At 46.2% G+C, this 21,869-nt stretch carries 19 protein-coding genes; 6 read left to right on the top strand and 13 right to left on the bottom strand.

The genetic code is table 11. From position 1 onward, the window contains the following. Position 1: 1 nt before the first annotated feature. The 3 genes from silB to silC form a co-directional block, all read right to left on the bottom strand. Positions 2–1,294, bottom strand: coding sequence for a Cu(+)/Ag(+) efflux RND transporter periplasmic adaptor subunit SilB (gene silB / locus SK50_RS02845; protein ID WP_000157620.1), 1,293 nt, complete (start codon positions 1,292–1,294; stop codon positions 2–4). A 113-nt stretch (positions 1,295–1,407) separates the two neighbouring features. Then, complete coding sequence (gene cusF, locus SK50_RS02840; protein WP_001246155.1) at positions 1,408–1,761, bottom strand: cation efflux system protein CusF; 354 nt, start codon at positions 1,759–1,761, stop codon at positions 1,408–1,410. Between the two features lie 27 nt (positions 1,762–1,788). Next, the gene (gene silC / locus SK50_RS02835; RefSeq protein ID WP_000475506.1) at positions 1,789–3,174 is read right to left on the bottom strand and encodes a Cu(+)/Ag(+) efflux RND transporter outer membrane channel SilC; all 1,386 of its coding nucleotides are present in this window, start codon (positions 3,172–3,174) and stop codon (positions 1,789–1,791) included. Positions 3,175–3,363: 189 nt separating this feature from the next. Between silC and silR the strand changes: the two genes are divergently transcribed. The 4 genes from silR to SK50_RS02810 all read left to right on the top strand — a co-directional run bounded on the left by silR (position 3,364) and on the right by SK50_RS02810 (position 6,692). Beyond that, on the top strand, positions 3,364–4,044 hold the full coding sequence (silR, locus tag SK50_RS02825) for a copper/silver response regulator transcription factor SilR (RefSeq protein WP_000697968.1): 681 nt from the start codon (positions 3,364–3,366) through the stop codon (positions 4,042–4,044). After that, positions 4,037–5,518, top strand: coding sequence for a copper/silver sensor histidine kinase SilS (gene silS, locus SK50_RS02820; RefSeq protein ID WP_001377740.1), 1,482 nt, complete (start codon positions 4,037–4,039; stop codon positions 5,516–5,518). The genes silR and silS overlap by 8 nt, the downstream gene beginning before the upstream one ends. Positions 5,519–5,762: 244 nt before the next feature. After that, positions 5,763–6,194, top strand: coding sequence for a silver-binding protein SilE (gene silE / locus SK50_RS02815; RefSeq protein ID WP_000790485.1), 432 nt, complete (start codon positions 5,763–5,765; stop codon positions 6,192–6,194). Between the two features lie 147 nt (positions 6,195–6,341). Continuing rightward, complete coding sequence (locus SK50_RS02810) at positions 6,342–6,692, top strand: CopM family metallochaperone (RefSeq protein ID WP_000647571.1); 351 nt, start codon at positions 6,342–6,344, stop codon at positions 6,690–6,692. 168 nt (positions 6,693–6,860) lie between these two features. Here SK50_RS02810 and SK50_RS02805 read toward each other — a convergent pair whose 3' ends face one another. The 8 genes from SK50_RS02805 to SK50_RS02765 all read right to left on the bottom strand — a co-directional run bounded on the left by SK50_RS02805 (position 6,861) and on the right by SK50_RS02765 (position 18,183). Then, complete coding sequence (locus SK50_RS02805) at positions 6,861–8,687, bottom strand: AAA family ATPase (RefSeq protein ID WP_001239419.1); 1,827 nt, start codon at positions 8,685–8,687, stop codon at positions 6,861–6,863. Positions 8,688–9,250: 563 nt separating this feature from the next. After that, positions 9,251–9,550 carry a helix-turn-helix domain-containing protein gene (locus tag SK50_RS02795; RefSeq protein WP_001097216.1) on the bottom strand — a complete coding sequence of 100 codons (300 nt, stop codon included), beginning with the start codon at positions 9,548–9,550 and terminating at the stop codon, positions 9,251–9,253. A 352-nt stretch (positions 9,551–9,902) separates the two neighbouring features. Continuing rightward, a complete protein-coding gene (locus tag SK50_RS02790) occupies positions 9,903–10,829 on the bottom strand; it encodes a hypothetical protein (RefSeq protein ID WP_048229079.1) in 927 nt (308 codons plus the stop codon). An 11-nt stretch (positions 10,830–10,840) separates the two neighbouring features. After that, a complete protein-coding gene (locus SK50_RS02785) occupies positions 10,841–12,397 on the bottom strand; it encodes a TnsD family Tn7-like transposition protein (protein WP_001324699.1) in 1,557 nt (518 codons plus the stop codon). A 40-nt stretch (positions 12,398–12,437) separates the two neighbouring features. Continuing rightward, the gene (locus SK50_RS02780) at positions 12,438–13,886 is read right to left on the bottom strand and encodes an ATP-binding protein (protein ID WP_048229078.1); all 1,449 of its coding nucleotides are present in this window, start codon (positions 13,884–13,886) and stop codon (positions 12,438–12,440) included. Further along, the gene (locus SK50_RS02775; RefSeq protein WP_000351437.1) at positions 13,886–16,009 is read right to left on the bottom strand and encodes a transposase; all 2,124 of its coding nucleotides are present in this window, start codon (positions 16,007–16,009) and stop codon (positions 13,886–13,888) included. Before SK50_RS02775 ends, SK50_RS02780 begins: the two co-directional genes overlap by 1 nt. After that, the gene (locus tag SK50_RS02770) at positions 15,996–16,838 is read right to left on the bottom strand and encodes a TnsA endonuclease N-terminal domain-containing protein (protein ID WP_000090707.1); all 843 of its coding nucleotides are present in this window, start codon (positions 16,836–16,838) and stop codon (positions 15,996–15,998) included. The genes SK50_RS02775 and SK50_RS02770 overlap by 14 nt, the downstream gene beginning before the upstream one ends. 142 nt (positions 16,839–16,980) lie before the next feature. Further along, on the bottom strand, positions 16,981–18,183 hold the full coding sequence (locus tag SK50_RS02765) for a BaiN/RdsA family NAD(P)/FAD-dependent oxidoreductase (protein ID WP_045344681.1): 1,203 nt from the start codon (positions 18,181–18,183) through the stop codon (positions 16,981–16,983). A gap of 228 nt (positions 18,184–18,411) precedes the next feature. On the opposite strand from SK50_RS02765, the gene pitA reads away from it, so the two are divergent. Then, a complete protein-coding gene (gene pitA / locus SK50_RS02760) occupies positions 18,412–19,911 on the top strand; it encodes an inorganic phosphate transporter PitA (RefSeq protein WP_003861225.1) in 1,500 nt (499 codons plus the stop codon). A gap of 54 nt (positions 19,912–19,965) precedes the next feature. Here pitA and uspB read toward each other — a convergent pair whose 3' ends face one another. Beyond that, the gene (uspB, locus tag SK50_RS02755) at positions 19,966–20,301 is read right to left on the bottom strand and encodes a universal stress protein UspB (RefSeq protein WP_003861224.1); all 336 of its coding nucleotides are present in this window, start codon (positions 20,299–20,301) and stop codon (positions 19,966–19,968) included. Between the two features lie 283 nt (positions 20,302–20,584). Here uspB and uspA point away from each other — a divergent pair, with 283 nt between their 5' ends. Then, positions 20,585–21,022, top strand: coding sequence for a universal stress protein UspA (uspA, locus tag SK50_RS02750; RefSeq protein WP_003861223.1), 438 nt, complete (start codon positions 20,585–20,587; stop codon positions 21,020–21,022). A 91-nt stretch (positions 21,023–21,113) separates the two neighbouring features. Here uspA and rsmJ read toward each other — a convergent pair whose 3' ends face one another. After that, complete coding sequence (rsmJ, locus tag SK50_RS02745; RefSeq protein WP_017693818.1) at positions 21,114–21,866, bottom strand: 16S rRNA (guanine(1516)-N(2))-methyltransferase RsmJ; 753 nt, start codon at positions 21,864–21,866, stop codon at positions 21,114–21,116. Positions 21,867–21,869 lie beyond the last annotated feature (3 nt).

Below are 21,869 nucleotides of genomic sequence, written 5' to 3'. Positions count from 1 at the left end.
CTCAGTGCCCTGAATGCATATTTACAGGCTGGTCAGACATTGCTGGCATACTGCTTTCTGTTTTTTCAGGGTGGCGCATACGTTCCAGTGCGCCCGTAATATTGGCTTCAGAGTCAATGAGGAACAGGCCACTGACCACCACGGTATCGCCTTCATTCAGGCCGGAGCCGATGCCGGACTGTTGCTGTGACTCATGCAGAACGTGGATCTGTTTCGGCACAAACTTGCCTTCATCATCAACAGTAATCACGCGCTGTTCTTTGCCGGTATCGATAACGGCCTGGCTTGGTATCAGCAGCATCTCCTGGCTTCTGGTATTCAGTTTCAGATAGGCATTCATGCCCGGCTTGAGAAACTCATCCTTATTAGAAACCTGGAGACGGACCTGAAGCGTACGGGTTGTCTGATCCACGCTGGGAAGAATATTCCATTTTTCGACATGGAATGTTTTATCCGGATAAGCCGGTACCGAAATTTCAAACTGCGACGTATCTTTCAGCAGATAGGCGATAGATTCTGGCACTGCAGCGCTGATCCAGACCGGGTCCATTCCCTGAATCTGAGCCACCACCTTATCTTTCGAAATATTCATGCCGGTGCGCAGGTCAAATGCAGTAATGACACCATCAATAGGTGCTTTAATGGTAAAACGGGTCTGAATGCTCCGGGTAGAACGCAGTCTCTGAATATCCTCTTCCGGCATACCTGCCAGGCGAAGCCGTTCCAGAACGCCTTTAATTTGCGTGGAAGTACCACCGGTGCTGGATAACAGAAGGAATTCACTCTGTGCTTCCACCCAGTCCGGAATGGTAATATCGATAAGTGGCGTCCCCTTCTTCACATGATCGCCAATCGTCATGGGGTAGACTTTTTCGACAAACCCGTCAGAACGCGCCTGCACAATAACAAACTGATACTCGTTATAGCTGACATTAGCCGGGATTGTCTGAGAATAATTCAGCATTCCTCGCGTGACTTTTTGCGTTTTTAATCCCAGATTCTGAACCTGGGTTGGGTCGATACGGATCCCGCCACTGCTTTTATCGCCACTGTCATCAGCATATTTTGGCACCAGGTCCATATCCATAAAGGGCGATTTTCCGGGTTTATCAAATTTGGTATCCGGTTTCATTGGGTCATACCAGAAAAGCACCTTTCGTTCCGGTGCCTTTTGTTCTGTTTTTTCTGTCTTTTGTGCTGAGTTTACATACTGCCAGGCAGTAACCGATATCAGCCCCCCTGCTATGAGGCTGCTGATAATTATTGCAGCATATTTTATCTTTAAAGAAGCCATACAATTTTCCGCTAAAAAATCAAAACACCTGGCATATGCGCCTGACGGTTAACTCACACATATACCTATGTGAATGTACAGGCGCACAGGATGTAATCGCTCCGGACAGCCAATCAGGACTGCGTCACGTTAATGCTTTTGAGTAAGGAGATATTGCCCTGCTGAATAAACGAGAAATCGACATGGTTGCCTGTTTTCAGGGCATTAATAGCATCGTCTGCATTAACAAAAGTAAAGCGCATGGTCATTGCAGGCCAGCCCACCGCTGGAATTGCTTCATGCGAAATGGTGATTTTCTTAGTATTCATATCAATGTCTTTAACGACACCGGTGCCCTTGATAACTTGCTGTACCGAAGCATCACTGGCAGTATTCATATCGCCATGCTGATGTGTTTCAGCATGAAGACCGGCAGAAAACATGACAGAGAAGGCACCAAATAAAACGGCTTTAAGTGAATTACGCATTTTAATTTCCTGATTAATTAAATAAATTTACTCTACCCAACCGCCACCCAGCGCGGTAAACAGATTAATTTCGTTAACCTGCCGGGAATAGGTAAGATCGAGAATGGTTTGCTGGGTAGCGAAGAGGGAACGTTCTGCATCCAGCACTTCGATGTAACTGACAGCACCACTTGCATACAATCCTCTGGCACGCTGGAGAGTTATCTGAAGTGAATCAAGATAACGCTGCTGTGACTCAAGTTGCTGGCTAAGGCTGTCGCGCAGCGCAAGCGTGTCGGAAACATCCTTAAAGGCTGACTGAATTTTTTGTTCGTAATTAACCACCGACTGTTGCTGGCGAATTTCAGCCAGCTTCAGATTGGCTTTATTCCTGCCAGCATTAAATATAGGAATTTCAATTTTAGGGATAAAATTCCACATTCCACTTCCTGACGTAAACAGGCTGGACAGCTCCGTACTGCTTGCGGAAAGACCACTGGTCAGGGTAATTGAGGGGAAAAAGGCCGCTCGCGCTGCGCCAATATTGGCATCAGCCGCTTTCAGCTGATATTCCGCTTCCATAATATCCGGTCGCTGCAGCAAAATTTGTGAAGACAGATTTGGTGGCAATTTTACTGGGGCTATCTCCCCGCCTTTCATCCCTTTTTCTGACGGAAGTGCGCGGTACGTTCCCAGCACCAGTTGCAGGGCATTGTTTGCCTGAGCCAGATCGCCTTCTCGTTTGGCTATTTCGGCGCGGGTACTTTCGATTTGTCCTCGCGCCTGTTCAAGTGCCAGAACGTTCGTACTCCCGGTCACGAGCTGCTGCTCAACGAAAGCATAGGACTGTTGATAATTTTTCAGCGTTTCCCGCGCAATACGAAGTTGTTCGTACGCCAGTTGCTGGCTGAAATAGCTTTGTGAAACGTTGGATACCAGCAGGATGTGTACGGCCCGACGGGCTTCTTCGCTGGCAAAGTAGTTCTGGCGATCAGCATCACTCATGTTCTTAAGTTTGCCGAAAAAATCGAGCTCATAGCTGAGCTCCAGTCTCGCGTCGTACTCCTGTGTGGTCGGCTTGTCACCTTTCAGACCACCGCTGTATGTTATCCCGGATGAGGCATTCAGCTGGGGATAACGATCTGCATCCGTGACGTTGAACTGGGCTCGGGCCTCTTCAACCTTCAGGGCAGCCATTCTCAAATCACGGTTATTAGTCAGAGCTTCACCGATCAACCGGGTAACCTGGGGATCGACAAAAAAGTTACGCCAGCCCGTATCCTGATAGCCATTTACCGCTGGCGTCAGGCTGTTATGGGACAGTGAAAACTGCTGGGGTACCGGTGCTGCGGGCCGCTGATATTCAGGCGCAAGCGACACGCAGCCTGCCAGGATGAATATCGTGCTAATGCTGAGTAATTTTAATTTGAACATAACGCTTCTCGTCCAGGCAGACCTGGTAAATGGTTCAAATGAAGTCCAGAGTATTGATAGGGGTACTTTACCTAACGCTCTCTGTTTGCCGGGTGACAGGATAATGACAATGTTGTCATTTTTGCTGTAATCCGTTGATAACGATCGTGGGCGCAATAGAATGACATTAGCAGCCAGCCGGGGAGCAAGATGAAAATATTGATCGTCGAAGACGAAATTAAAACAGGTGAATATCTCAGCAAAGGGCTTACAGAGGCAGGGTTCGTAGTGGATCACGCTGATAATGGTCTTACCGGATATCATCTCGCCATGACAGCCGAGTATGATTTAGTCATTCTGGATATCATGCTACCTGATGTGAACGGCTGGGATATCATCCGCATGCTGCGCACTGCCGGAAAGGGTATGCCGGTCTTACTGCTGACAGCCCTCGGCACGATCGAACATAGGGTCAAAGGACTGGAACTGGGTGCGGACGATTATCTGGTTAAACCCTTTGCGTTTGCCGAACTGCTCGCCCGGGTGAGAACCCTTCTGAGGCGGGGAAACACGATGATCACGGAAAGCCAGTTTAAGGTGGCTGACCTCTCGATTGATCTCGTATCCAGAAAAGTCAGTCGCGCCGGAAACCGCATTGTGCTCACCAGTAAAGAGTTCAGCCTGCTGGAATTCTTCATTCGCCATCAGGGAGAGGTTCTTCCCCGCTCCCTGATTGCCTCTCAGGTCTGGGACATGAATTTTGACAGCGACACTAATGCGATCGATGTCGCAGTAAAGCGACTCCGCGCTAAAATAGACAACGATTACGAGACAAAGCTGATCCAGACAGTCCGGGGCGTGGGCTACATGCTGGAGGTCCCGGATGCATAGCAAACCTTCCAGACGCCCTTTCTCACTCGCTCTGCGGCTGACCTTTTTTATCAGCCTGTCCACGATACTGGCTTTTATCGCATTCACCTGGTTTATGCTGCATTCTGTTGAAAATCATTTTGCCGAGCAGGATGTCAGCGATCTTCAACAAATCAGCACCACACTGAACCGTATACTGCAGTCCCCGGTGGATCCGGATGATAAAAAAATAAGCAAAATAAAGGAATCAATTGCCAGCTACCGCAACGTTGCCCTTTTGCTCCTCAATCCCAGGGGGGAAGTGCTCTTTAGCTCAGCTCAGGGGGCGGCACTACGCCCGGCAGTGAATTCAGCAGATTTTAGCGAGCACAGCCGCGCACGGGATGTCTTTCTCTGGACGGTGGAGGATCCTGCGGGACCGATGGATACCGGGTCCAAAATGAAGATGGAAACATACAGGATTATCGCCTCCTCTGGTCAGGCGATATTTCAGGGCAAACAGCAGAACTATGTCATGCTGACTGGCCTATCCATTAATTTCCATCTCCATTACCTCGATGCGCTGAAAAAGAACCTGATTGCGATTGCCGTCGTGATAAGCCTGTTGATTGTTCTGATCATTCGAATCGCTGTCCGTCAGGGGCACCTGCCCCTTCGTAATGTCAGCAATGCCATTAAAAACATCACCTCCGAGAATCTTGATGCGCGACTGGAACCGACACGCGTTCCCATTGAGCTGGAGCAACTGGTTATCTCGTTCAATCATATGATTGGAAAGATTGAGGATGTCTTTACCCGCCAGGCCAATTTCTCTGCCGATATCGCGCATGAGATCAGAACGCCCATCACCAATCTGGTGACGCAGACTGAAATCGCACTGAGTCAGGATCGAACACAGAGGGAACTTGAGGATGTCCTCTATTCCAGTCTTGAAGAGTATAACCGGATGACCAAAATGGTCAGCGATATGCTGTTCCTGGCACAGGCAGATAATAATCAGCTGATACCTGACAGGGTCATGTTTGACCTCAGAGCGGAAGTCATGAAAGTCTTCGAGTTTTTCGAAGCCTGGGCCGAAGAACGCAATATCACGCTCAAATTTAACGGGATGCCCTGCCTGGTTGAGGGAGATCCACAAATGTTCAGAAGGGCGATCAATAATCTGTTATCCAATGCCCTGCGTTATACCCCGGAGGGACAGGCAATCACCGTCTCAATAAGAGAGCAGGAGAGCTTTTTTGACCTTGTGATTGAAAATCCGGGGAAACCAATCCCTGAAGAGCATTTATCAAGGTTGTTTGACCGTTTTTATCGGGTGGATCCGTCCAGACAACGAAAAGGAGAAGGCAGCGGCATCGGCCTTGCGATTGTGAAGTCAATCGTGGAAGCACATCACGGAAGAGTGCAGGTGGAATCGGACGTACACTCAACGCGTTTTATCTTATCCGTGCCCAGACTGGAGAAAATGATTCCGGACACCCAGTGCTGGGAATAAAGATTTAAATGACAAAGATGTCATTAGCCTGTCATGCAGCAAACAGAAGCCATTCGATATAATTAGTGCAACTTATCAGGAAGGCTGGATTGCTTTATCAATATCCGGCGTCAGTGGACGCCAGGAAATGAATATCCAGTCCCCTCCCGGAGAAATAAACACTTCCGAACCTGTTTCAGTTATGGAACTGAAAACACCGGTTGTACTCCCCCGGACATCACTAATTAAGAAATGGAGAGTTATCATGAAAAATATCGTATTAGCATCCTTGCTGGGCTTTGGCTTAATTTCTTCGGCCTGGGCCACTGAAACCGTGAATATCCATGAGCGGGTCAACAATGCACAGGCACCTGCTCACCAGATGCAGTCTGCTGCGGCTCCTGTCGGGATCCAGGGGACTGCACCTCGTATGGCCGGTATGGACCAGCATGAACAGGCCATTATTGCTCATGAAACCATGACGAACGGGTCGGCGGATGCGCACCAGAAAATGGTGGAAAGTCATCAGAGGATGATGGGAAGTCAGACCGTTTCCCCTACCGGGCCGTCGAAGTCATTAGCGGCAATGAATGAGCATGAAAGAGCTGCAGTTGCCCATGAATTTATGAATAACGGTCAGTCTGGCCCACATCAGGCCATGGCCGAAGCGCATCGTCGCATGCTCAGTGCAGGCTGACGGCGAGGGAAGTATCTGTGCTGTCCTTATTTCCTTGATAGATTTTTCCGTAACCGGATATATGGCAACATCTTTGCCCCCTACAGGGGGCATTTTTATCAGATTCTGCTACAGTTAACGGGCATCAACGCTAAAAGGATATTTTTTATGAAAGCCAGAAACACTTTATTTGCAGTATTAATGTTATCCCTGCCAGCGATTTCAGCAGAACATTCAGAAATGAAAATGACTGATATGTCTACCTCGGCTTCGTCACAGGAATATATGGCTGGCATGAAAGACATGCATGACAAAATGATGGCTGCCGTAAATGAGTCCGATCCCGACAAGGCTTTTGCGAAAGGCATGGTAGCGCACCATGAAGGGGCAATAGCAATGGCTGAGACCGAGCTCAAATACGGAAAAGATCCGAAAATGAGAAAGCTCGCGCAGGACATCATTAAAGCTCAAAAAGGTGAAATTGAGCAGATGAATAAATGGCTTGATAGTCAAAAGTAAACATTGTAGAAATGTCACGACAAGCGTGATTTTACATCGTTCCTGGGCGCGGGAGTCGGTTAATCTTTATATAATTCAAACCCGATTAATTTCGGGTTTTTACTACTCTGTACTCCGGTCCTTTGTTGAGGACCGGAATATATGCACCTGAGATGCTTATTTAATACATTATCTCGTCATGGATACAATGTCGCTCAGGATCTCAACCAGCTCGCTTCTCTCCTGCGTTCCGTCATGATAGGTTGATCTTGAGATGATTCTTTCTGATGTCATCTGAGGCCAGAATTTATCTAGTACATTATCGGGTTTCATTCCCACAGCCCGGCCGATTATTTTTTTAGCGTCACAGGTGTCCGTAAACGTGACGGCTACACCAGTAATTTCCTCGATAAGATCCGGGCACAGATAGTTTTCTATCTCACGTTTGCGCGTAGCGAAAAATACCTTACCGGCCTCCTCTACTTCTTTTTTACGCTTCTGGATGGACAGAACCTGTGCAGGGTCTCCCCCAATATCGGAGTCCAGAAATACGCACCAGGGAAGCCCCAGATCTTTGGCCAGATTCAATGTAACCCAGTGTTTGACGCTACCACACCCTCCTATGAGGACTGGCACTATTTTCACGTCCTCCAGAGAGGCTGGCAGCGCACCTGACTGTTTTAATGAACTGGCCGCATGCCTCAGGAAAGTAACATCCGACTTTCCCTCTACCAGAACAATCCCCTGCGCCCTTTCCATACCGGTCTCTGGCAGCACCCCCAGGCTTTCAGTGGCTTCCTTCAGCACTGCGTCATCCGGCATTTTTACTACGGGTTCACCCGCCTCATTTCGGGTAACATAACGTACGCCTTCGACAGGGATTAATCCGGCCAGCGCCGGGACATGGGTGGTGACGATAATCTGACGGTGCGGCTGGCCTGCCAGTGCCAGTAACGCTTTCATCAGCATCATCTGATAGTTCGGATGCTGTGACGTTTCAGGCTCCTCTATGGCATAAATCACATTTCTGGGCGTCCCCGCGACATTCTTTTCAGCCTCAGCCCGAAAAAAATTCAACAGGATAAGCCTCCTTATCCCGCTGCCGCGCTTATTGATGGGGATGCCATTTTCCCCGTCCAGGGTGAAATTGAAGGTCCACTTGGGTTTCTCCTTAAATCGTGGAGTCAGTTCACTGGCGAGTTCGGGGGCCATTTCACGTAATTTATCCAGCGTTCTCTGTGCGACATCCAGGACGCTGTCCTGAATCTCATTTTCCAGCGCTGTAATTTTGTCCTGCAGCGCAGCCTGAGCGTCTTTTACGGCCTGCTGTAAGGGGTTTTTAGCTTCGGAATCCCCGTCGCTGCTTTCCCTGTCGGCTTTGAAAATCGCATACGTGGGCAGCAAATCGAGGATCTTACCCCATAATGATTTTGTGTCGGTTCCGAACTCTTTATCGACATCCAGCATAATTTCCGAACAGGTATAGGGGGCTGCGGCTTCCCTGATGGCCTGACGCCATAACGATGCAGTGCGTTTATCCGCCACATTTTTTTCAACTTCTTTTCCCACCGCCTTGAGCTCAGAAATTTTCATGCCCAGTAAATTTCTCAGGGGCTCCTCATCCGGGTGGATGCAGCGGATGCAGGTCTGCTCCGGTTTTCCTGAGGTCGTTGCTTTAAACGTTTTGACGATTTCAAAATTGCCGTCCTCATTCAGCAGATGTTCTGAGGCGAGCGTGGTCTGCACCCTGTCGTCGATCATGATAAAATCGGGCAGGTCATCAAATTCACAGGCTATTTCAAAACGGCCGTCCCCTTCTCTTAGGCTGAAACAGTTCATGTCATTCTTGTCAGCCTTCATTCCTTCTGTTTCAAAAAAAATAGCCAGCGCTTCCAGAAGCGTTGATTTCCCAAAGTCATTACGACCGACAATACCCGTCATGCTTTCATCAATAATGATTTCAGTAGAGTTTCTGTAGCCTCTGAAGTTTTTCAGTTTTAATTTTCTGAGCCGCATATGAAGTCCTGTGTGTAAGAAAGCGTTTTGCTGCAACCTGAATACAAAATATATTTTCAAATGCCTGCCAACAAGCAGGGATAACCGTTATTCAGAATATCTTAACGACATTTCGGGATTATGATCTGGTCGCGCTTTCAGAACTTTACTGCCCCTCAAAACACCGGAAACTAACTTGTGGTTGGTTACATGGCAAAGTTAAAACTCCAGAATCACGGGTAATGATTTCAATGCTTATTATATTTTTTGGAATTGACTCATGAGCTTTATAATTTAAATGATAATAATAACCATTCTTTTATGCGTAATATTTGCTACTGACACTGATGAATTTAAAAGAAGATAGATTTTCATTTACGGATTATTTCCTAAATTCATCGATAATGTGATCGACATAAAATTTTCACTGAAGAATGAAGAGATAATTTAAGGCCGAGCGAAATAGCTCAAAATGGTGTATTTAACATAACAGAAGAAATGAAAGGCTCTATCGCAACCTGATACTTCAGGCCGCTAAGGGGTTAATCTTGTTGAAGAAAAATTAGACCGGGAAGCGCCAGGCGTCACCATTTCTCCCGCCTGGCTGGAAGTGAAGAATAATTGTGCATAGCTCCGTATTCGGGCTTTGCATCTGACAATGGTTCCCTGGATGAAAGTACGATCTCCACTCCAAGGACGCTGAACACCCTAAACAAACGCTCAAAACCCGCACTTGCAGGGTTGGCCTCTAGTCGGGCATAAGTTTGCTGTGTTATACCCAAACGTTCAGAAACATCTTTTTGCGTCAGTCCATTGGCTTTGCGAAAGCCGATTAAAACAGGACGTAACTGATTCAAAGTCTTCAAAGCGTATTGAGTGTTCATAAGTGACCTTCCGTATCGACGAGTTAACAAGCATAACGCAGGGATTTACAGCATATAGGCTGTAATGCTCATTAACAGACTATAGGCTGTAATACGAATCCTGCCAAGATGCGGCATCTTTCAAATACAAGGCCGTATTGGGTAAGCAGTACACCGTTATATAGCACCCCTTGCCCCTTTGCTGGAGAGGGACCCACGTGATCGCAGGTCTTTTAGACGTTGTTGCTAACCGGCATCATACACAGGTGGTAACCCCCAGGGAATCTCTATGAGTGATAATTTATTCCTGCCCCAGTCAAAATATAAAACCTTATCTAACTAGCTTTCTTAGTATTTTATAAATGAAGTGAAATTAGCGAAGAAGTTTTACATTGTAAAGTGAGCAAAAATATTTACCATTCAACTGGCAAAATTTACAATCTGCAGCCCTTAGCCTGAGAAAATGCACATTAACAGAATAATCATCAAGTCCGATAGAGGCATAACTTACGTCCTCAAAAATATCAGAAATAAATGAGTTGAAATTACAAAAATTAACTTCACTTAACATCTTGAACACCGCAGACATATATCTATCATGCATTATCTTGACTTCGATAACCTTAGATAAACTTGAATGCGACTTACATTTGAAGAGATCAAAGAGAAAGTAAATCAGCATATTTTTATTGTCCGAAATCCATTTTAAAATTTTATTACGTGCACATGGTAATATATACACTGGATTTTTGAAAGGGTTTGAAACGTCAACCACAAGGGAACAATAACCATGAGGATTTATTCCACTTATAATTAAGTCACTAAGTCCTTTCACTGCATTCAAATAGTTATCAAAACAAACCTCATATAAACTGGTACTATGAACTGCACATTTAGATTCAAACAACCATCTATGACGCAGATAACCAATGCCTTTAGAGTGTATATCTTCAACAATACATTTGTGACAGTAACGAATGTTTGAGATGTTTACCAATGGATATGAATTAGTTATGTGAAAATTTTTCCGACAGGCATCTTCAACAGCGTTAAAATACCCGTAAACACCAGAAGATAACGACACTATATTGGAAGTTAGTATATAACCATTTCTAGTGGCAAGAATGTCATATATATCCTGCAAGCTATGCAATTTGTACATATCAATCAGTTCGAAACGAGGAAAGGCATCGTACCTTAGTGCGCCATGCTTTGATATTATGTTCCTGCAATTGGATAAGTTATACATTATCTGTGAACGCAGAAGAAAACTGTGCCACAATTCATTTTCGTAAACCATATAACTCCCTCTTATTTAATTAGTTCCATTTTTCTGAGAAGTATCATTGTCATTGGTAGTTTATCTCTGTATTTCAAAAGCCAGCCATGCCCTCCCAGTAAAGCATCTAGACTTGTAAGTGACATCGAGTACTGCCCCTGAGATAAAACATCATTTATTAATGATGATGAGATAATATCTCTCTCGCTCCAGTCTACTCTTTTATTTTTATAGCATCGTATTGTTTTAGGAAGACAGGAATTAAGCCAGTCACATTCATGTTTATTTAGCCAATAGAAACTTGCATAACAACTTTCTTTGACTAACTTTCGTGTTATAGAAACGGATTGATTATGTATAAATCTTAATATTTTCTGCTTATGACGCCGTCTTAAAGAATCTTTTTTACATTTTTTACGCCATGAGCATAAACCGTAACAAGATGAAATTACAGAGGATACAGCTCCTTCCGATAATGAGTTTTTCTCAGCTATGGATGCCAGACTAAACCCCCTTACAGCCATAGACTTGATAAGCAATTCAGTGAATATATTAATTTTTGTGTTTCGCTTAAACGCCCTCAGGTATTTTTTATAAATAAGTGTTTTAATGTAACATCTGCTGCGACTAAATTCCTTCCCAAGGTTGCTAACACTAGTATTATTTTCAACTATATGAAAACTGTATTTCTTATGACTTTTAAAGATTTCTTTCTTTTTATTAGTACGACTTCCTGCATACGTTGGCCAGCAAGTATTTAACAAACAATAACAAAGCAAAAGATGCTTTGTGGGATGCTGACAACATTTGTCTTTGAGTATAGGCTCCCAGTAATGATAATCAGTTAGGGATGTTGGTATAAGTCCCGATGAACCCTCCCCAAATAACTGGCACTTAGCATAAACATGTGCGTAGAATACATTTTTCTTTAAATTTCCATCCAATGATAATAAATTCAACTTTTTAAGTACATCCATGTAATTGGGGTGTGTAATATCTTTTCTTCTGATTATATTTAGGGACTCATAACAAAACTTAGCAAAATCGAAGTCTATCTCATTGCTAAGTTGTTCTGTATACGAAACAGGAGGCATCAGTCCAATACGTATGTGCGGTGAAGAAGGGACATGGATGCTTTCAAGCGCTACCGGATGCCGATGGCAGGTTGTAACCCCATGAAGCTGATGCGCCAGATGCCAATAAGTAACACCATAATGAAAAGTATCTTCACGAGCGCAAACCGGGCAAAACTTCAATAGTGTGCGCTGCCCTAGTGAAAAATTACTAAGGCGGCACAATCGATTAAGCCTGGCAGGGGTCGTGTTGAAATCCATAATTTCATTACGACTGATTGGTAGTGCCCAGGCAAAAAGAGGGAGTAAAGTCTGTTCATGCCAGAGCTGATCTGCACTTTCGGATGTATGAAGAGAAATAGCCTTTAATCCTGAATTGAGAATTGGATGGACGTTCATATCAGGTTTGTTGAAAATGATCGTTAACAGAGAAGATGGGGACATACCGTACACGGTAGTTGTCCGACAAAACCGGCTGAACAAGGATTCATCAGGCAAAACAGGCAACATTCTCATTTCCCACACCTCTCTTTGACCGTTACGAACTGTTACCTCATTACAATTTATTAAGTGGATCTATATTTATAAGCCCGCAACGCTGAAGAGCATCGTAGGTATTTTTCTTTTCAGCTGTTCTGTTGATAACAAGATCGTGGTCAAGAGACAGTATTTTCTCGTCGAAATTGCGCAAAACCTCGTCTATTTTTCCTACGAATTCCTTGTGCTGTGGCCTGTCTATATCCCCAGGGATCAAAGACTTTAGGGACTTCTCTGCCATGATTTTAGCCGAAGCATCACCCGCATTAGATGCAGAGAGCCATTTAGCTTCCTCATCTTCAGTCGCGGCCCCCGGGAGTGGAGTATCCTTATATTCCTCCGTATGACTCACGAGTACCGGTACAGAGGCCGACAAGACTGCGCCAGTGATGATTTCATTGCCGCTACCGATAACCTTTAATTGTGCCCCCCGATAAATCATCTGAGCCAATCCAATATTGCCTTTAGATAAAATGAATAATTTTTCGTTTAACTCATCATTTAATGGAGTTTCAACATTTGTCCATTGTAATGGCCATAAATAATGAATAAACGATTGCCAGTCTTGTGAATCGTATCTAACATTCTTAATTTTCATGTAACCACCAGACTCTGCCCGCCTGGCAATTCTCATTTTCTTTGTCAGCGTCTCGTCAAAAGGATGATTTCCACAAAAAACCATAGATACCCCCATGGAATCTACAATTTCATGTAAAAAATCAATCAACTTACTCTCACCCCCGGTTCTTGAAAATTTAAGCCTCTGCATTTCATCAATAACAAGGATACCCAAAAATGATGATTTAATTCTTTGTGCAATCTGGCGAGCCAGAGCACCATTTCTAATCTCAGGTGTAGTTCGTTCAATACCAATTGCATCATCTAATTTTTGTAAAATCTCTTCACAAAGGTCTCTCACACTTGAATTGTATGGACAATTAATCTTTACCCATACAATTTGCTTACTGAAGCCGGGAAAAACTCCTTTATAGCTGCTGTGTTCTATAATCTGAGGGAAATGATCCATGACTTGCTCAATCATGGTAGTTTTTCCAGAACCACTCATTCCAACTATCGTAATAGTTTCAGCCTGGGATTTAAAATATCCACTTTCTGGCTCAATATCAGGACGCTCATTTCCATAGTAATGAAGATATTGAATTGTTCCGCTTTTTAAAGGATTACGAGCTGCATAGCTTTCCCTAAGTGCCCGTAAGATCATCTTATAAGCCTGGATAAGATTGGTTTGAGGGCAACGGAATTTCTTTATACGTTCGACATACTGCTCTCTAACATTCGCCGGGGCAGTCCAGCGGATTTTTTCGTCAATTTCGGGGAAATAACTCATTTCCAGAAGTACTTCATCTTCCGTAAGCGCTTCAGGAAGTGCTTCAATTAAGGGATTGCCACGATACTCAGGTAACTCCTGTTCTTTATATATCGCTGAAACGCGCCGTATAAGATTCATTATTCTGCGTCCTCAGTCTTCTTCTTACCTTTTAACCATCTTTGTTTCTCCTCCCGGCCAGGCAAAAGCAGAACATTACTGGATGAAGGAAGTAGGGGTTCAGATCTTCCATTAGCAACATGAGTTCGCCCTAATGAATCAAGTTCATTTTTCCTGTTCTTTTTAATATCTTTACCATGTACCCGGCGAGATTCGTATATTTCATTTAATCTTTCGTTACCTTTCCTGTTAAATTCATCTTTATTATTGATATTGCTGAGCGAATCCAGAGTAAATAAATTAATTTCTTTTTGAGTATCTACCCAATCAGCCATTACATCTGTATCAAGATGAGCTTTCCCTTTAAATACATCTCTTTTCTTAAGTAGGTAATGTTTTTTGAAAATGCTATTTTTGTCAAATCTTACATATATATAATCTACGCAATTGTCATCTATTCTTGCTTCACAAGTGGTTCTTCCAAATACTCTGACACCTGATGCAATTTCAGGATCACATTCATAAAAAAGATTATTGTACTGAATCCCACCGGCGGTAATGTTAGCGTTCACAGGGATTAACAATCGTGCGATCACTTCGTCGGCCCCAACGGCTCTTGCGCTGAATCTCCCGTGCTTTAAGCTTATCATCCAACTATTTTTTGGTGATATTACGAGATCATTTTCAATCAGTAAGGGATTGATATAAGCCAGTTCCTCATACGTTCTCTGATTATGTGCAAGTATCTCCCGAATCAGTAAAGACGTGACCTCCTGAATCGTTAAACAAGCCCTGGATTGCGGTGTTGGCTCTCCTTTAACAATCTTTCCCCTTCGTGTTGTTCCAATAAGCCTATGAATAACCTCATCATTCAGAATGCCGAAACAGCGTTCAACAATGCTTTTTCTGTCGCCTCTACCGACTGGCGCAAACTCAAGTTTTGTCAGGGGGGTCATCTCTTCCTGAGGTTTAAGACCAATCATCTCCCCGTTGTCACACATCAATGTTAATGGAATGTGAGAACAAGGCCAATCATCATCAGTAATAGAGATTCCAAATAATCTACAATATTCTTTTTTTGGCATAAAGCAATTTGCTAACGCTTGTCGGGCGGCTCGCCATGAAGCATGGTATAAAGAAACATGAAGGCCAACAATCATTCTTGTTGCACGATCCACCACTGTATAAATAGTAGGACGCCCAATGACTTTTCGTCTGTTTAAACTCGAAATAAGATGTACATCAGCGACAGTTGAGTCTATTTCGAAAACATCACCCGGCAAAACAGTTGTATTAGCCACACTACCTAAAAGCGCCCGCATTTTGAGGTCTATTTCTTTTTTCGTGTTCTTCTTATTTATCGAGAAATCTTTAGTGAAGAGTTTTTTATTCCAGTATGAAAATTGTTTTAAAGAAGGAACGTATGGAGCTCTATTTTCTAGGTTTGCTGTTTTAATTTCATCCCTAAAATACAAATCAATATGTCTCTCTAATGTTTTCTTTATCGTATCTCCGTTAACTTTATAATGATACGTAATGAGAGATTTTCTAATATTATTTATATCTCTTTCATTAAGAATGAAAACACGTGATCGTTCATTAGGTAATGCTCTGTTTTTTTTGGAATTCCCAAGTTTAATTTCATGTTTGATTCTACTTTTCCCAGCGGCGCCACAGTTCGAGAATGCGGGTAGCAATGCATAAATATCCTGCCCATGTCGCCAATACAACGCCAGAAGCGTTCTGATAGTATATTGTGATATTTTTTTATTTCTTGAGTAATCCATTAAAAGGTGCGACTTTTTATGTAATGCATAGTCGAACAGAAACATTCTGTCATCTACAAGATCTTTAATGATATTGTAATTTTCATCTCGCCTTCCTCTGTCTTTATCTGTTAATTCTTTCTCATCTACTAACATATATGAAGGATATATATAATCTTTACAAGTTATGCTATTTGATTCAATATAATATTTAAACATTGAAAATGAGAAAGGGATTGGCTTACCCGTTCTTTCTGATTTTATTTTAAACAAAATTAACAAATCGACCTTTCTGTCAAAATCCAAAACACGGTAAAGTCCCTCTGCAAGCAAATCAGTGCCTTGAGAGAGCCAGACTGAATTCCTAATAATATCCATTTGCGTTCAGTCCTATATAGTGGTCATTGGAAATTATCTTTATCAGACCGGTTTCGAGTATTGGATATGATAAATCAACATTTATCATTTTTAATCCAATCATTGCCTGCAATAACATCATCGCTTCTTGTGCATCTACCCCAAAGATTGATGAAATCATTGCACGTAGTCCTACTATGGGATAAACATCTGGTTTAAGCTTCCATAGGATTTTATCAAGAGGATATTTATCATAAAATTCAGAACCATCTCTTAATACAGAAGTAGCCCAGCAAATGTTTTTACCGACGACGTTATTGAGTTCCGAGCCAACATAAATTTGAAACTCAACATCAATCAACTGCCAAAACATCCTCTCTATTTCAAGTTTTTGGGCTTCGCGTTCAGGTATGCTCTCGTTATGTTTTACTGCTATAGCTTTGTATCGAAGTCCGCCTTCAGGAGTTCTCAAGGTCAGTAAAAAATCGGTTGTCATAACATTCAGAACTTCGACAGGTACTCCTCTTACTCCCCTCACCATAGGATGTTGAAAATGTAGATGATTTGCTATTTGTTGGGTAAGCCGGAGAGGAAAGAGTGGGAATTGTTCCCGGATATCAATCACCGAGTCATTAAACTCAGCCAGATAGAAAAAGTTACTTTCGACAGAAGAAAGGAGATGATGGTTTCGAAACGTCTTAAGGCCAAAGACTATCGAACGGTTTCCACGGGATTTAACGTCCTGAGCTCTAAGCCAGGGCTGATAACTTTGGCCATAGCCCACTCCTATGCCGTCACCTAGCGCATTTTCATAATCCAAATAGGATTTGAGACGCCTACCCCTAGCCATGATCGTACCCTAAAAACGACATTGATACGTACCTATATGTGCATTTTATAGTCTCCAACCCTATAACCACACATTCAGTAAGTATACAACATTAGCGTCGTTTTTTGAGAATGGTTACAACTTTAGTGCTTTGTGTACAACTTTATTGTCCTCGGACATCAGCGAGTGCCTGCGCGCATGCCCAGGCACTGGCCCACGCCCACTGGAAGTTATACCCGCCGAGCCAGCCGGTCACGTCCATCACTTCACCAATGAAATAAAGACCCGGCACGTTGCGGGCTTCCATCGTGCGGGATGAGAGTTCGTTTGTATCCACGCCGCCCAGCGTCACTTCCGCCGTGCGGTAGCCTTCGGTGCCGTTTGGCTGTACGCGCCAGTTCGTCAGCGTCTCCACCAGCGCTTCCTGCTCGCGGCTGTTGAGCTGCTTGAGCGCGACATCCGGAATTTGCCCTAACACCTGCAAGCACTCCACGAGACGCTTCGGCAGCTGCATCGCCAGGGTATTTTTCAGGCTTTGATTCGGGTGCGCGGCGCGTTGCTCGTTGAGGAAGGCGTCCAGATCGCAGTCCGGCACCAGGTTTACGGAGACAAACTCCCCCGGCTGCCAGTAGCTGGAGATCTGCAATACCGCCGGGCCCGAGAGTCCGCGATGGGTAAAGAGCAGATTTTCGCGGAACACCGTGCCGTCTTCGGCCGTAATGACCGACGGCACAGACACGCCGGAGAGCGTCTGAAGCTGTTCCAGCAGGGGCTTATGCAGCGTGAACGGTACCAGCCCGGCGCGGGTGGGCAGTACCTTCAGGCCAAACTGCTCGGCGATTTTATAGCCGAACGGTGAGGCGCCCAGACCCGGCATCGAGAGGCCGCCGCTGGCGATCACCAGGTTATCGGCGCTGACGGTTTCACCGTTGAGTTGCAGCGTGTAGCCCTCCTCGTCACGGGCGACGTCCAGCACTTCGGTGCGCAGGCGCATAACTACGCCGCCTTTTTCGCACTCGGCCACCAGCATATCGACAATTTGCTGCGCGGAGTCGTCGCAGAACAGCTGCCCCAGCGTCTTCTCATGCCACGCGATACCGTGTTTACCCACCAGCTCGATAAAATCCCACTGGGTGTAGCGCGCCAGCGCAGATTTGCAAAAATGACGGTTTTGGCTCAAATAGGCCGCAGGCTCGACATAAAGATTAGTAAAGTTGCATCGCCCGCCGCCAGACATCAGGATCTTGCGGCCAGGCTTTTTTCCGTTATCCAGCAGCAGCACGCGACGACCCGCTTGTCCGGCCATCGCCGCACAAAACATACCCGCCGCACCGGCGCCAATTACTACGGCATCAAACCTTTCCACGTCAAAATCCTCTTCGTTAACTGCCGCGGATTGTAAAGTTTCCTCAGTGGTCGCACCAGCGTAAAAAGATATTACAAAGCCATTTCATTGATATTTAAAGATTATCCTTTCAGGCACATTTCTCAAATCAGGTGGTATGTCAAAAAAAGTCTATATTTCACTTTGCCCGTTGCGCATTTGTCCTGGATAATGCGCCGCGTTCATGTCCTCAAAATGGCGTAACGTCCTATGCTACATTTGTTTGCCGGCCTGGATTTACATACCGGGCTTTTATTATTGCTTGCTCTGGTTTTTGTGCTGTTTTACGAAGCGATCAACGGCTTCCACGACACTGCAAACGCAGTAGCAACGGTTATCTACACTCGCGCAATGCGATCGCAGCTTGCGGTCGTGATGGCGGCGGTATTTAACTTTTTTGGTGTCCTCCTGGGCGGACTGAGCGTTGCGTATGCCATTGTGCATATGCTGCCTACGGATCTGCTGCTTAACGTGAGTTCCGGTCATGGCCTGGCCATGGTGTTCTCAATGCTGCTTGCTGCGATTATCTGGAACCTCGGTACCTGGTATTTCGGCCTGCCGGCATCCAGCTCTCACACCCTCATCGGCGCGATTATCGGTATCGGGTTAACCAATGCCCTGATGACCGGGACCTCCGTCGTTGATGCGCTGAACATTCCGAAAGTTCTCGGTATTTTCGGCTCTCTGATCATCTCCCCTATCGTCGGTCTGGTGGTGGCGGGTGGCTTGATTTTCATCCTGCGTCGCTACTGGAGCAACACGAAAAAACGTGCGCGTATCCATCTGACGCCAGCAGAGCGTGAGAAGAAAGACGGCAAGAAAAAGCCGCCGTTCTGGACGCGTATCGCGCTGATCATTTCCGCTATCGGCGTCGCCTTCTCTCATGGCGCGAACGATGGTCAGAAAGGTATCGGCCTGGTGATGCTGGTTCTGATTGGCGTCGCACCGGCGGGCTTCGTGGTTAACATGAACGCCTCCGGTTACGAAATCACCCGTACCCGTGATGCGGTGAACAACGTTGAGACTTACTTCCAGCAGCATCCTGATTTGCTGAAGAAAGCGACCGGCGTGGACCAGCTGATTCCTTCTCCGGAGTCAGGCGCAACGACGGCACCGGGCGAGTTCCATTGCCATCCGGCAAACGCGATTAACGCGCTGGAACGTGCGAAAGGCATGCTGGCCGATATCGAAAGCTATGACAAACTGGCTGTTGAACAGCGTGGTCAACTGCGTCGCATCATGCTCTGTATCTCCGACGTGACGGATAAAGTCGCGAAGCTGCCAGAGGTTAATGCTGACGACCAACGTCTGCTGAAGAAACTGAAAGGCGATATGCTCAACACCATTGAGTACGCGCCAATCTGGATCATCATGGCGGTCGCGCTGGCGCTGGGTATCGGTACGATGATTGGCTGGCGTCGTGTGGCGACCACCATCGGCGAGAAGATCGGTAAGAAAGGCATGACCTATGCGCAGGGTATGTCCGCGCAGATGACGGCAGCGGTATCTATCGGTCTGGCGAGCTACACCGGTATGCCAGTCTCCACCACCCACGTACTCTCTTCGTCCGTGGCAGGTACCATGATTGTTGACGGCGGCGGTTTGCAGCGTAAAACCGTGACCAACATCCTGATGGCCTGGGTGTTCACCCTCCCGGCGTCCATCCTGCTGTCTGGCGGTCTGTACTGGATTTCGCTGAAGCTGATTTAATCGGCTGAAGGCGACAAAAAAGCGGGTCAGGAAACTGGCCCGCTTTTTTTATGCTCAGTGCCAAATCATCAGCGCAATCATACTCACCACAACCAGACCACACAGGGCGCTGGTCAAAATGAACTGACGACGCAGGCGCTCGCAGCGACGGATAAACTCTTCATCGTGGTGATCGCGGTAGCGTTGGTAGTAGATATACCCCACCAGACGCATCTGCTTGCTGGGCTGTCCGTGCGAGGTGAAGAACCCTCCACCGTCCACATACTGATAAAGCAACGGATCGCAACCACGAAGTACCACTAACAGCGCACGTAACGATGAGAAGTAGCGCGCCATATTCACTATGCAAACCACGCATAACGCCCAAAACAATGCGACGGTGCTAATCATACATCCTCCCCGGCGTCCGCCCACGAAGCAAGGCTCCTGAGCTACCGCACCCCAATGCCCTGACAGACAGTTCAGTGAAAGAATGACCAAAAGTCGATCCGGTTCGCGTTTTAATATCCGAACGGCTCATTAAATAGTGTAGGAGATCCGTTAATTTTTTTGCCACAAGGTTAATCGTTATCAACACCAAAGCTTGAAAAATATGTTTAACTGGGCCGTAATGAAAGCATCAGACGACGGCTTTCCCATTTAGTCATCGATAACTTAAGGAAGGAGTAACACTATGGCTTACAAACACATTCTCATCGCGGTAGACCTCTCCCCGGAGAGTAAAGTGCTGGTTGATAAAGCAGTATCCATGGCACGTCCCTACAACGCGAAAGTTTCGCTGATTCACGTTGATGTGAATTACTCCGACCTCTACACCGGTCTGATCGACGTGAATCTCGGCGATATGCAGAAACGCATCTCCGAAGAGACTCACCACGCGCTGAGCGAGCTTTCTACCAACGCGGGCTATCCAATCACTGAAACCTTAAGCGGTAGCGGCGATCTGGGCCAGGTGCTGGTTGATGCGATTAAGAAATACGATATGGACCTGGTGGTATGCGGTCATCACCAGGACTTCTGGAGCAAGCTGATGTCTTCCGCGCGCCAGCTGATTAACACCGTACACGTGGATATGCTGATTGTTCCACTGCGTGACGAAGAAGACGAGTAAGTGCAAAAAAGCCCGGTGGCGCTAACGCTTACCGGGCCTACAAGCGGCACTGAATGTAGGCCGGGTAAGGCGAAGCCGCCACCCGGCTTTTTTATTCTGGCGTTCCCGAATAAATATCAAATCGGTGTCCTTTGGTGGTCACCGCGTTAGTGGTCGCAACGTCCGCCAGCGGCGGCGCATAGTCCGGCCGCTTCACCACCACCCGCTTCGTCGCCAGCTGACGAGCCGGCTCCAGCAGGCCATCGGCATCTAAATCTGGCCCCACCAGAGACTGAAACACCCGCATCTCTTTCTTAACCAGCGCGCTTTTCTGCTTATGCGGGAACATGGGGTCGAGATAGACCACCTGCGGGCGCGGGGTGATATCGGTCAGCGCCGTCAGGCTGGAGGCATGAATAAGTTGCAAACGTTCCTGTAACCACGGGCCGATTTCCGGGTCCGCGTAGCCCCGCGTCAGCCCGTCGTCGAGCAGCGCGGCGACAACCGGATTACGCTCCAGCATCCGCACCCGACAGCCGACAGACGCCAGCACAAAGGCATCGCGCCCCAGCCCCGCCGTGGCATCCACCACGTCCGGCAGATAGCTGCCTTTAATGCCGACCGCTTTGGCCACCGCTTCACCGCGACCGCCGCCAAACTTACGCCGGTGCGCCATCGCGCCGCCGACAAAATCGACAAAAATCCCGCCAAGCTTTGGCTCATCGAGCTTGCGCAGCTCCAGATGTTCCGGCGTCATCACCAGCGCCATCAGGTTGTCTTCATCATGTTCCAGCCCCCAGCGGGCCGCCAGAACAGATAAGGCGCCGTCCCCGGCGCCTGTTTCATCTACTAAGCAGATCTTCACGTA

Origin of the sequence: Enterobacter sp. BWH64 (assembly GCF_001037645.1) — a bacterium.
Lineage (GTDB): Bacteria > Pseudomonadota > Gammaproteobacteria > Enterobacterales > Enterobacteriaceae > Enterobacter > Enterobacter hormaechei_C.
The sequence above is the reverse complement of the archived record's forward strand: the minus strand, read 5'-3'. Positions and strand labels throughout refer to the sequence as shown.

Excerpts from the sequence above, each read along its gene's own strand:
- SK50_RS02785 (WP_001324699.1), bottom strand. The coding sequence starts at position 12,397 with ATGAGAATGTTGCCTGTTTTGCCTGATGAATCCTTGTTCAGCCGGTTT.
- pitA (WP_003861225.1), top strand. The coding sequence starts at position 18,412 with ATGCTACATTTGTTTGCCGGCCTGGATTTACATACCGGGCTTTTATTA.
- cusF (WP_001246155.1), bottom strand. The coding sequence starts at position 1,761 with ATGCGTAATTCACTTAAAGCCGTTTTATTTGGTGCCTTCTCTGTCATG.
- SK50_RS02775 (WP_000351437.1), bottom strand. The coding sequence starts at position 16,009 with ATGGATATTATTAGGAATTCAGTCTGGCTCTCTCAAGGCACTGATTTG.
- silC (WP_000475506.1), bottom strand. The coding sequence starts at position 3,174 with ATGTTCAAATTAAAATTACTCAGCATTAGCACGATATTCATCCTGGCA.
- SK50_RS02790 (WP_048229079.1), bottom strand. The coding sequence starts at position 10,829 with ATGGTTTACGAAAATGAATTGTGGCACAGTTTTCTTCTGCGTTCACAG.
- silR (WP_000697968.1), top strand. The coding sequence starts at position 3,364 with ATGAAAATATTGATCGTCGAAGACGAAATTAAAACAGGTGAATATCTC.
- silB (WP_000157620.1), bottom strand. The coding sequence starts at position 1,294 with ATGGCTTCTTTAAAGATAAAATATGCTGCAATAATTATCAGCAGCCTC.
- SK50_RS02810 (WP_000647571.1), top strand. The coding sequence starts at position 6,342 with ATGAAAGCCAGAAACACTTTATTTGCAGTATTAATGTTATCCCTGCCA.
- SK50_RS02770 (WP_000090707.1), bottom strand. The coding sequence starts at position 16,838 with ATGGCTAGGGGTAGGCGTCTCAAATCCTATTTGGATTATGAAAATGCG.
- silS (WP_001377740.1), top strand. The coding sequence starts at position 4,037 with ATGCATAGCAAACCTTCCAGACGCCCTTTCTCACTCGCTCTGCGGCTG.
- silE (WP_000790485.1), top strand. The coding sequence starts at position 5,763 with ATGAAAAATATCGTATTAGCATCCTTGCTGGGCTTTGGCTTAATTTCT.
- SK50_RS02795 (WP_001097216.1), bottom strand. The coding sequence starts at position 9,550 with ATGAACACTCAATACGCTTTGAAGACTTTGAATCAGTTACGTCCTGTT.
- uspA (WP_003861223.1), top strand. The coding sequence starts at position 20,585 with ATGGCTTACAAACACATTCTCATCGCGGTAGACCTCTCCCCGGAGAGT.
- SK50_RS02805 (WP_001239419.1), bottom strand. The coding sequence starts at position 8,687 with ATGCGGCTCAGAAAATTAAAACTGAAAAACTTCAGAGGCTACAGAAAC.
- SK50_RS02780 (WP_048229078.1), bottom strand. The coding sequence starts at position 13,886 with ATGAATCTTATACGGCGCGTTTCAGCGATATATAAAGAACAGGAGTTA.
- uspB (WP_003861224.1), bottom strand. The coding sequence starts at position 20,301 with ATGATTAGCACCGTCGCATTGTTTTGGGCGTTATGCGTGGTTTGCATA.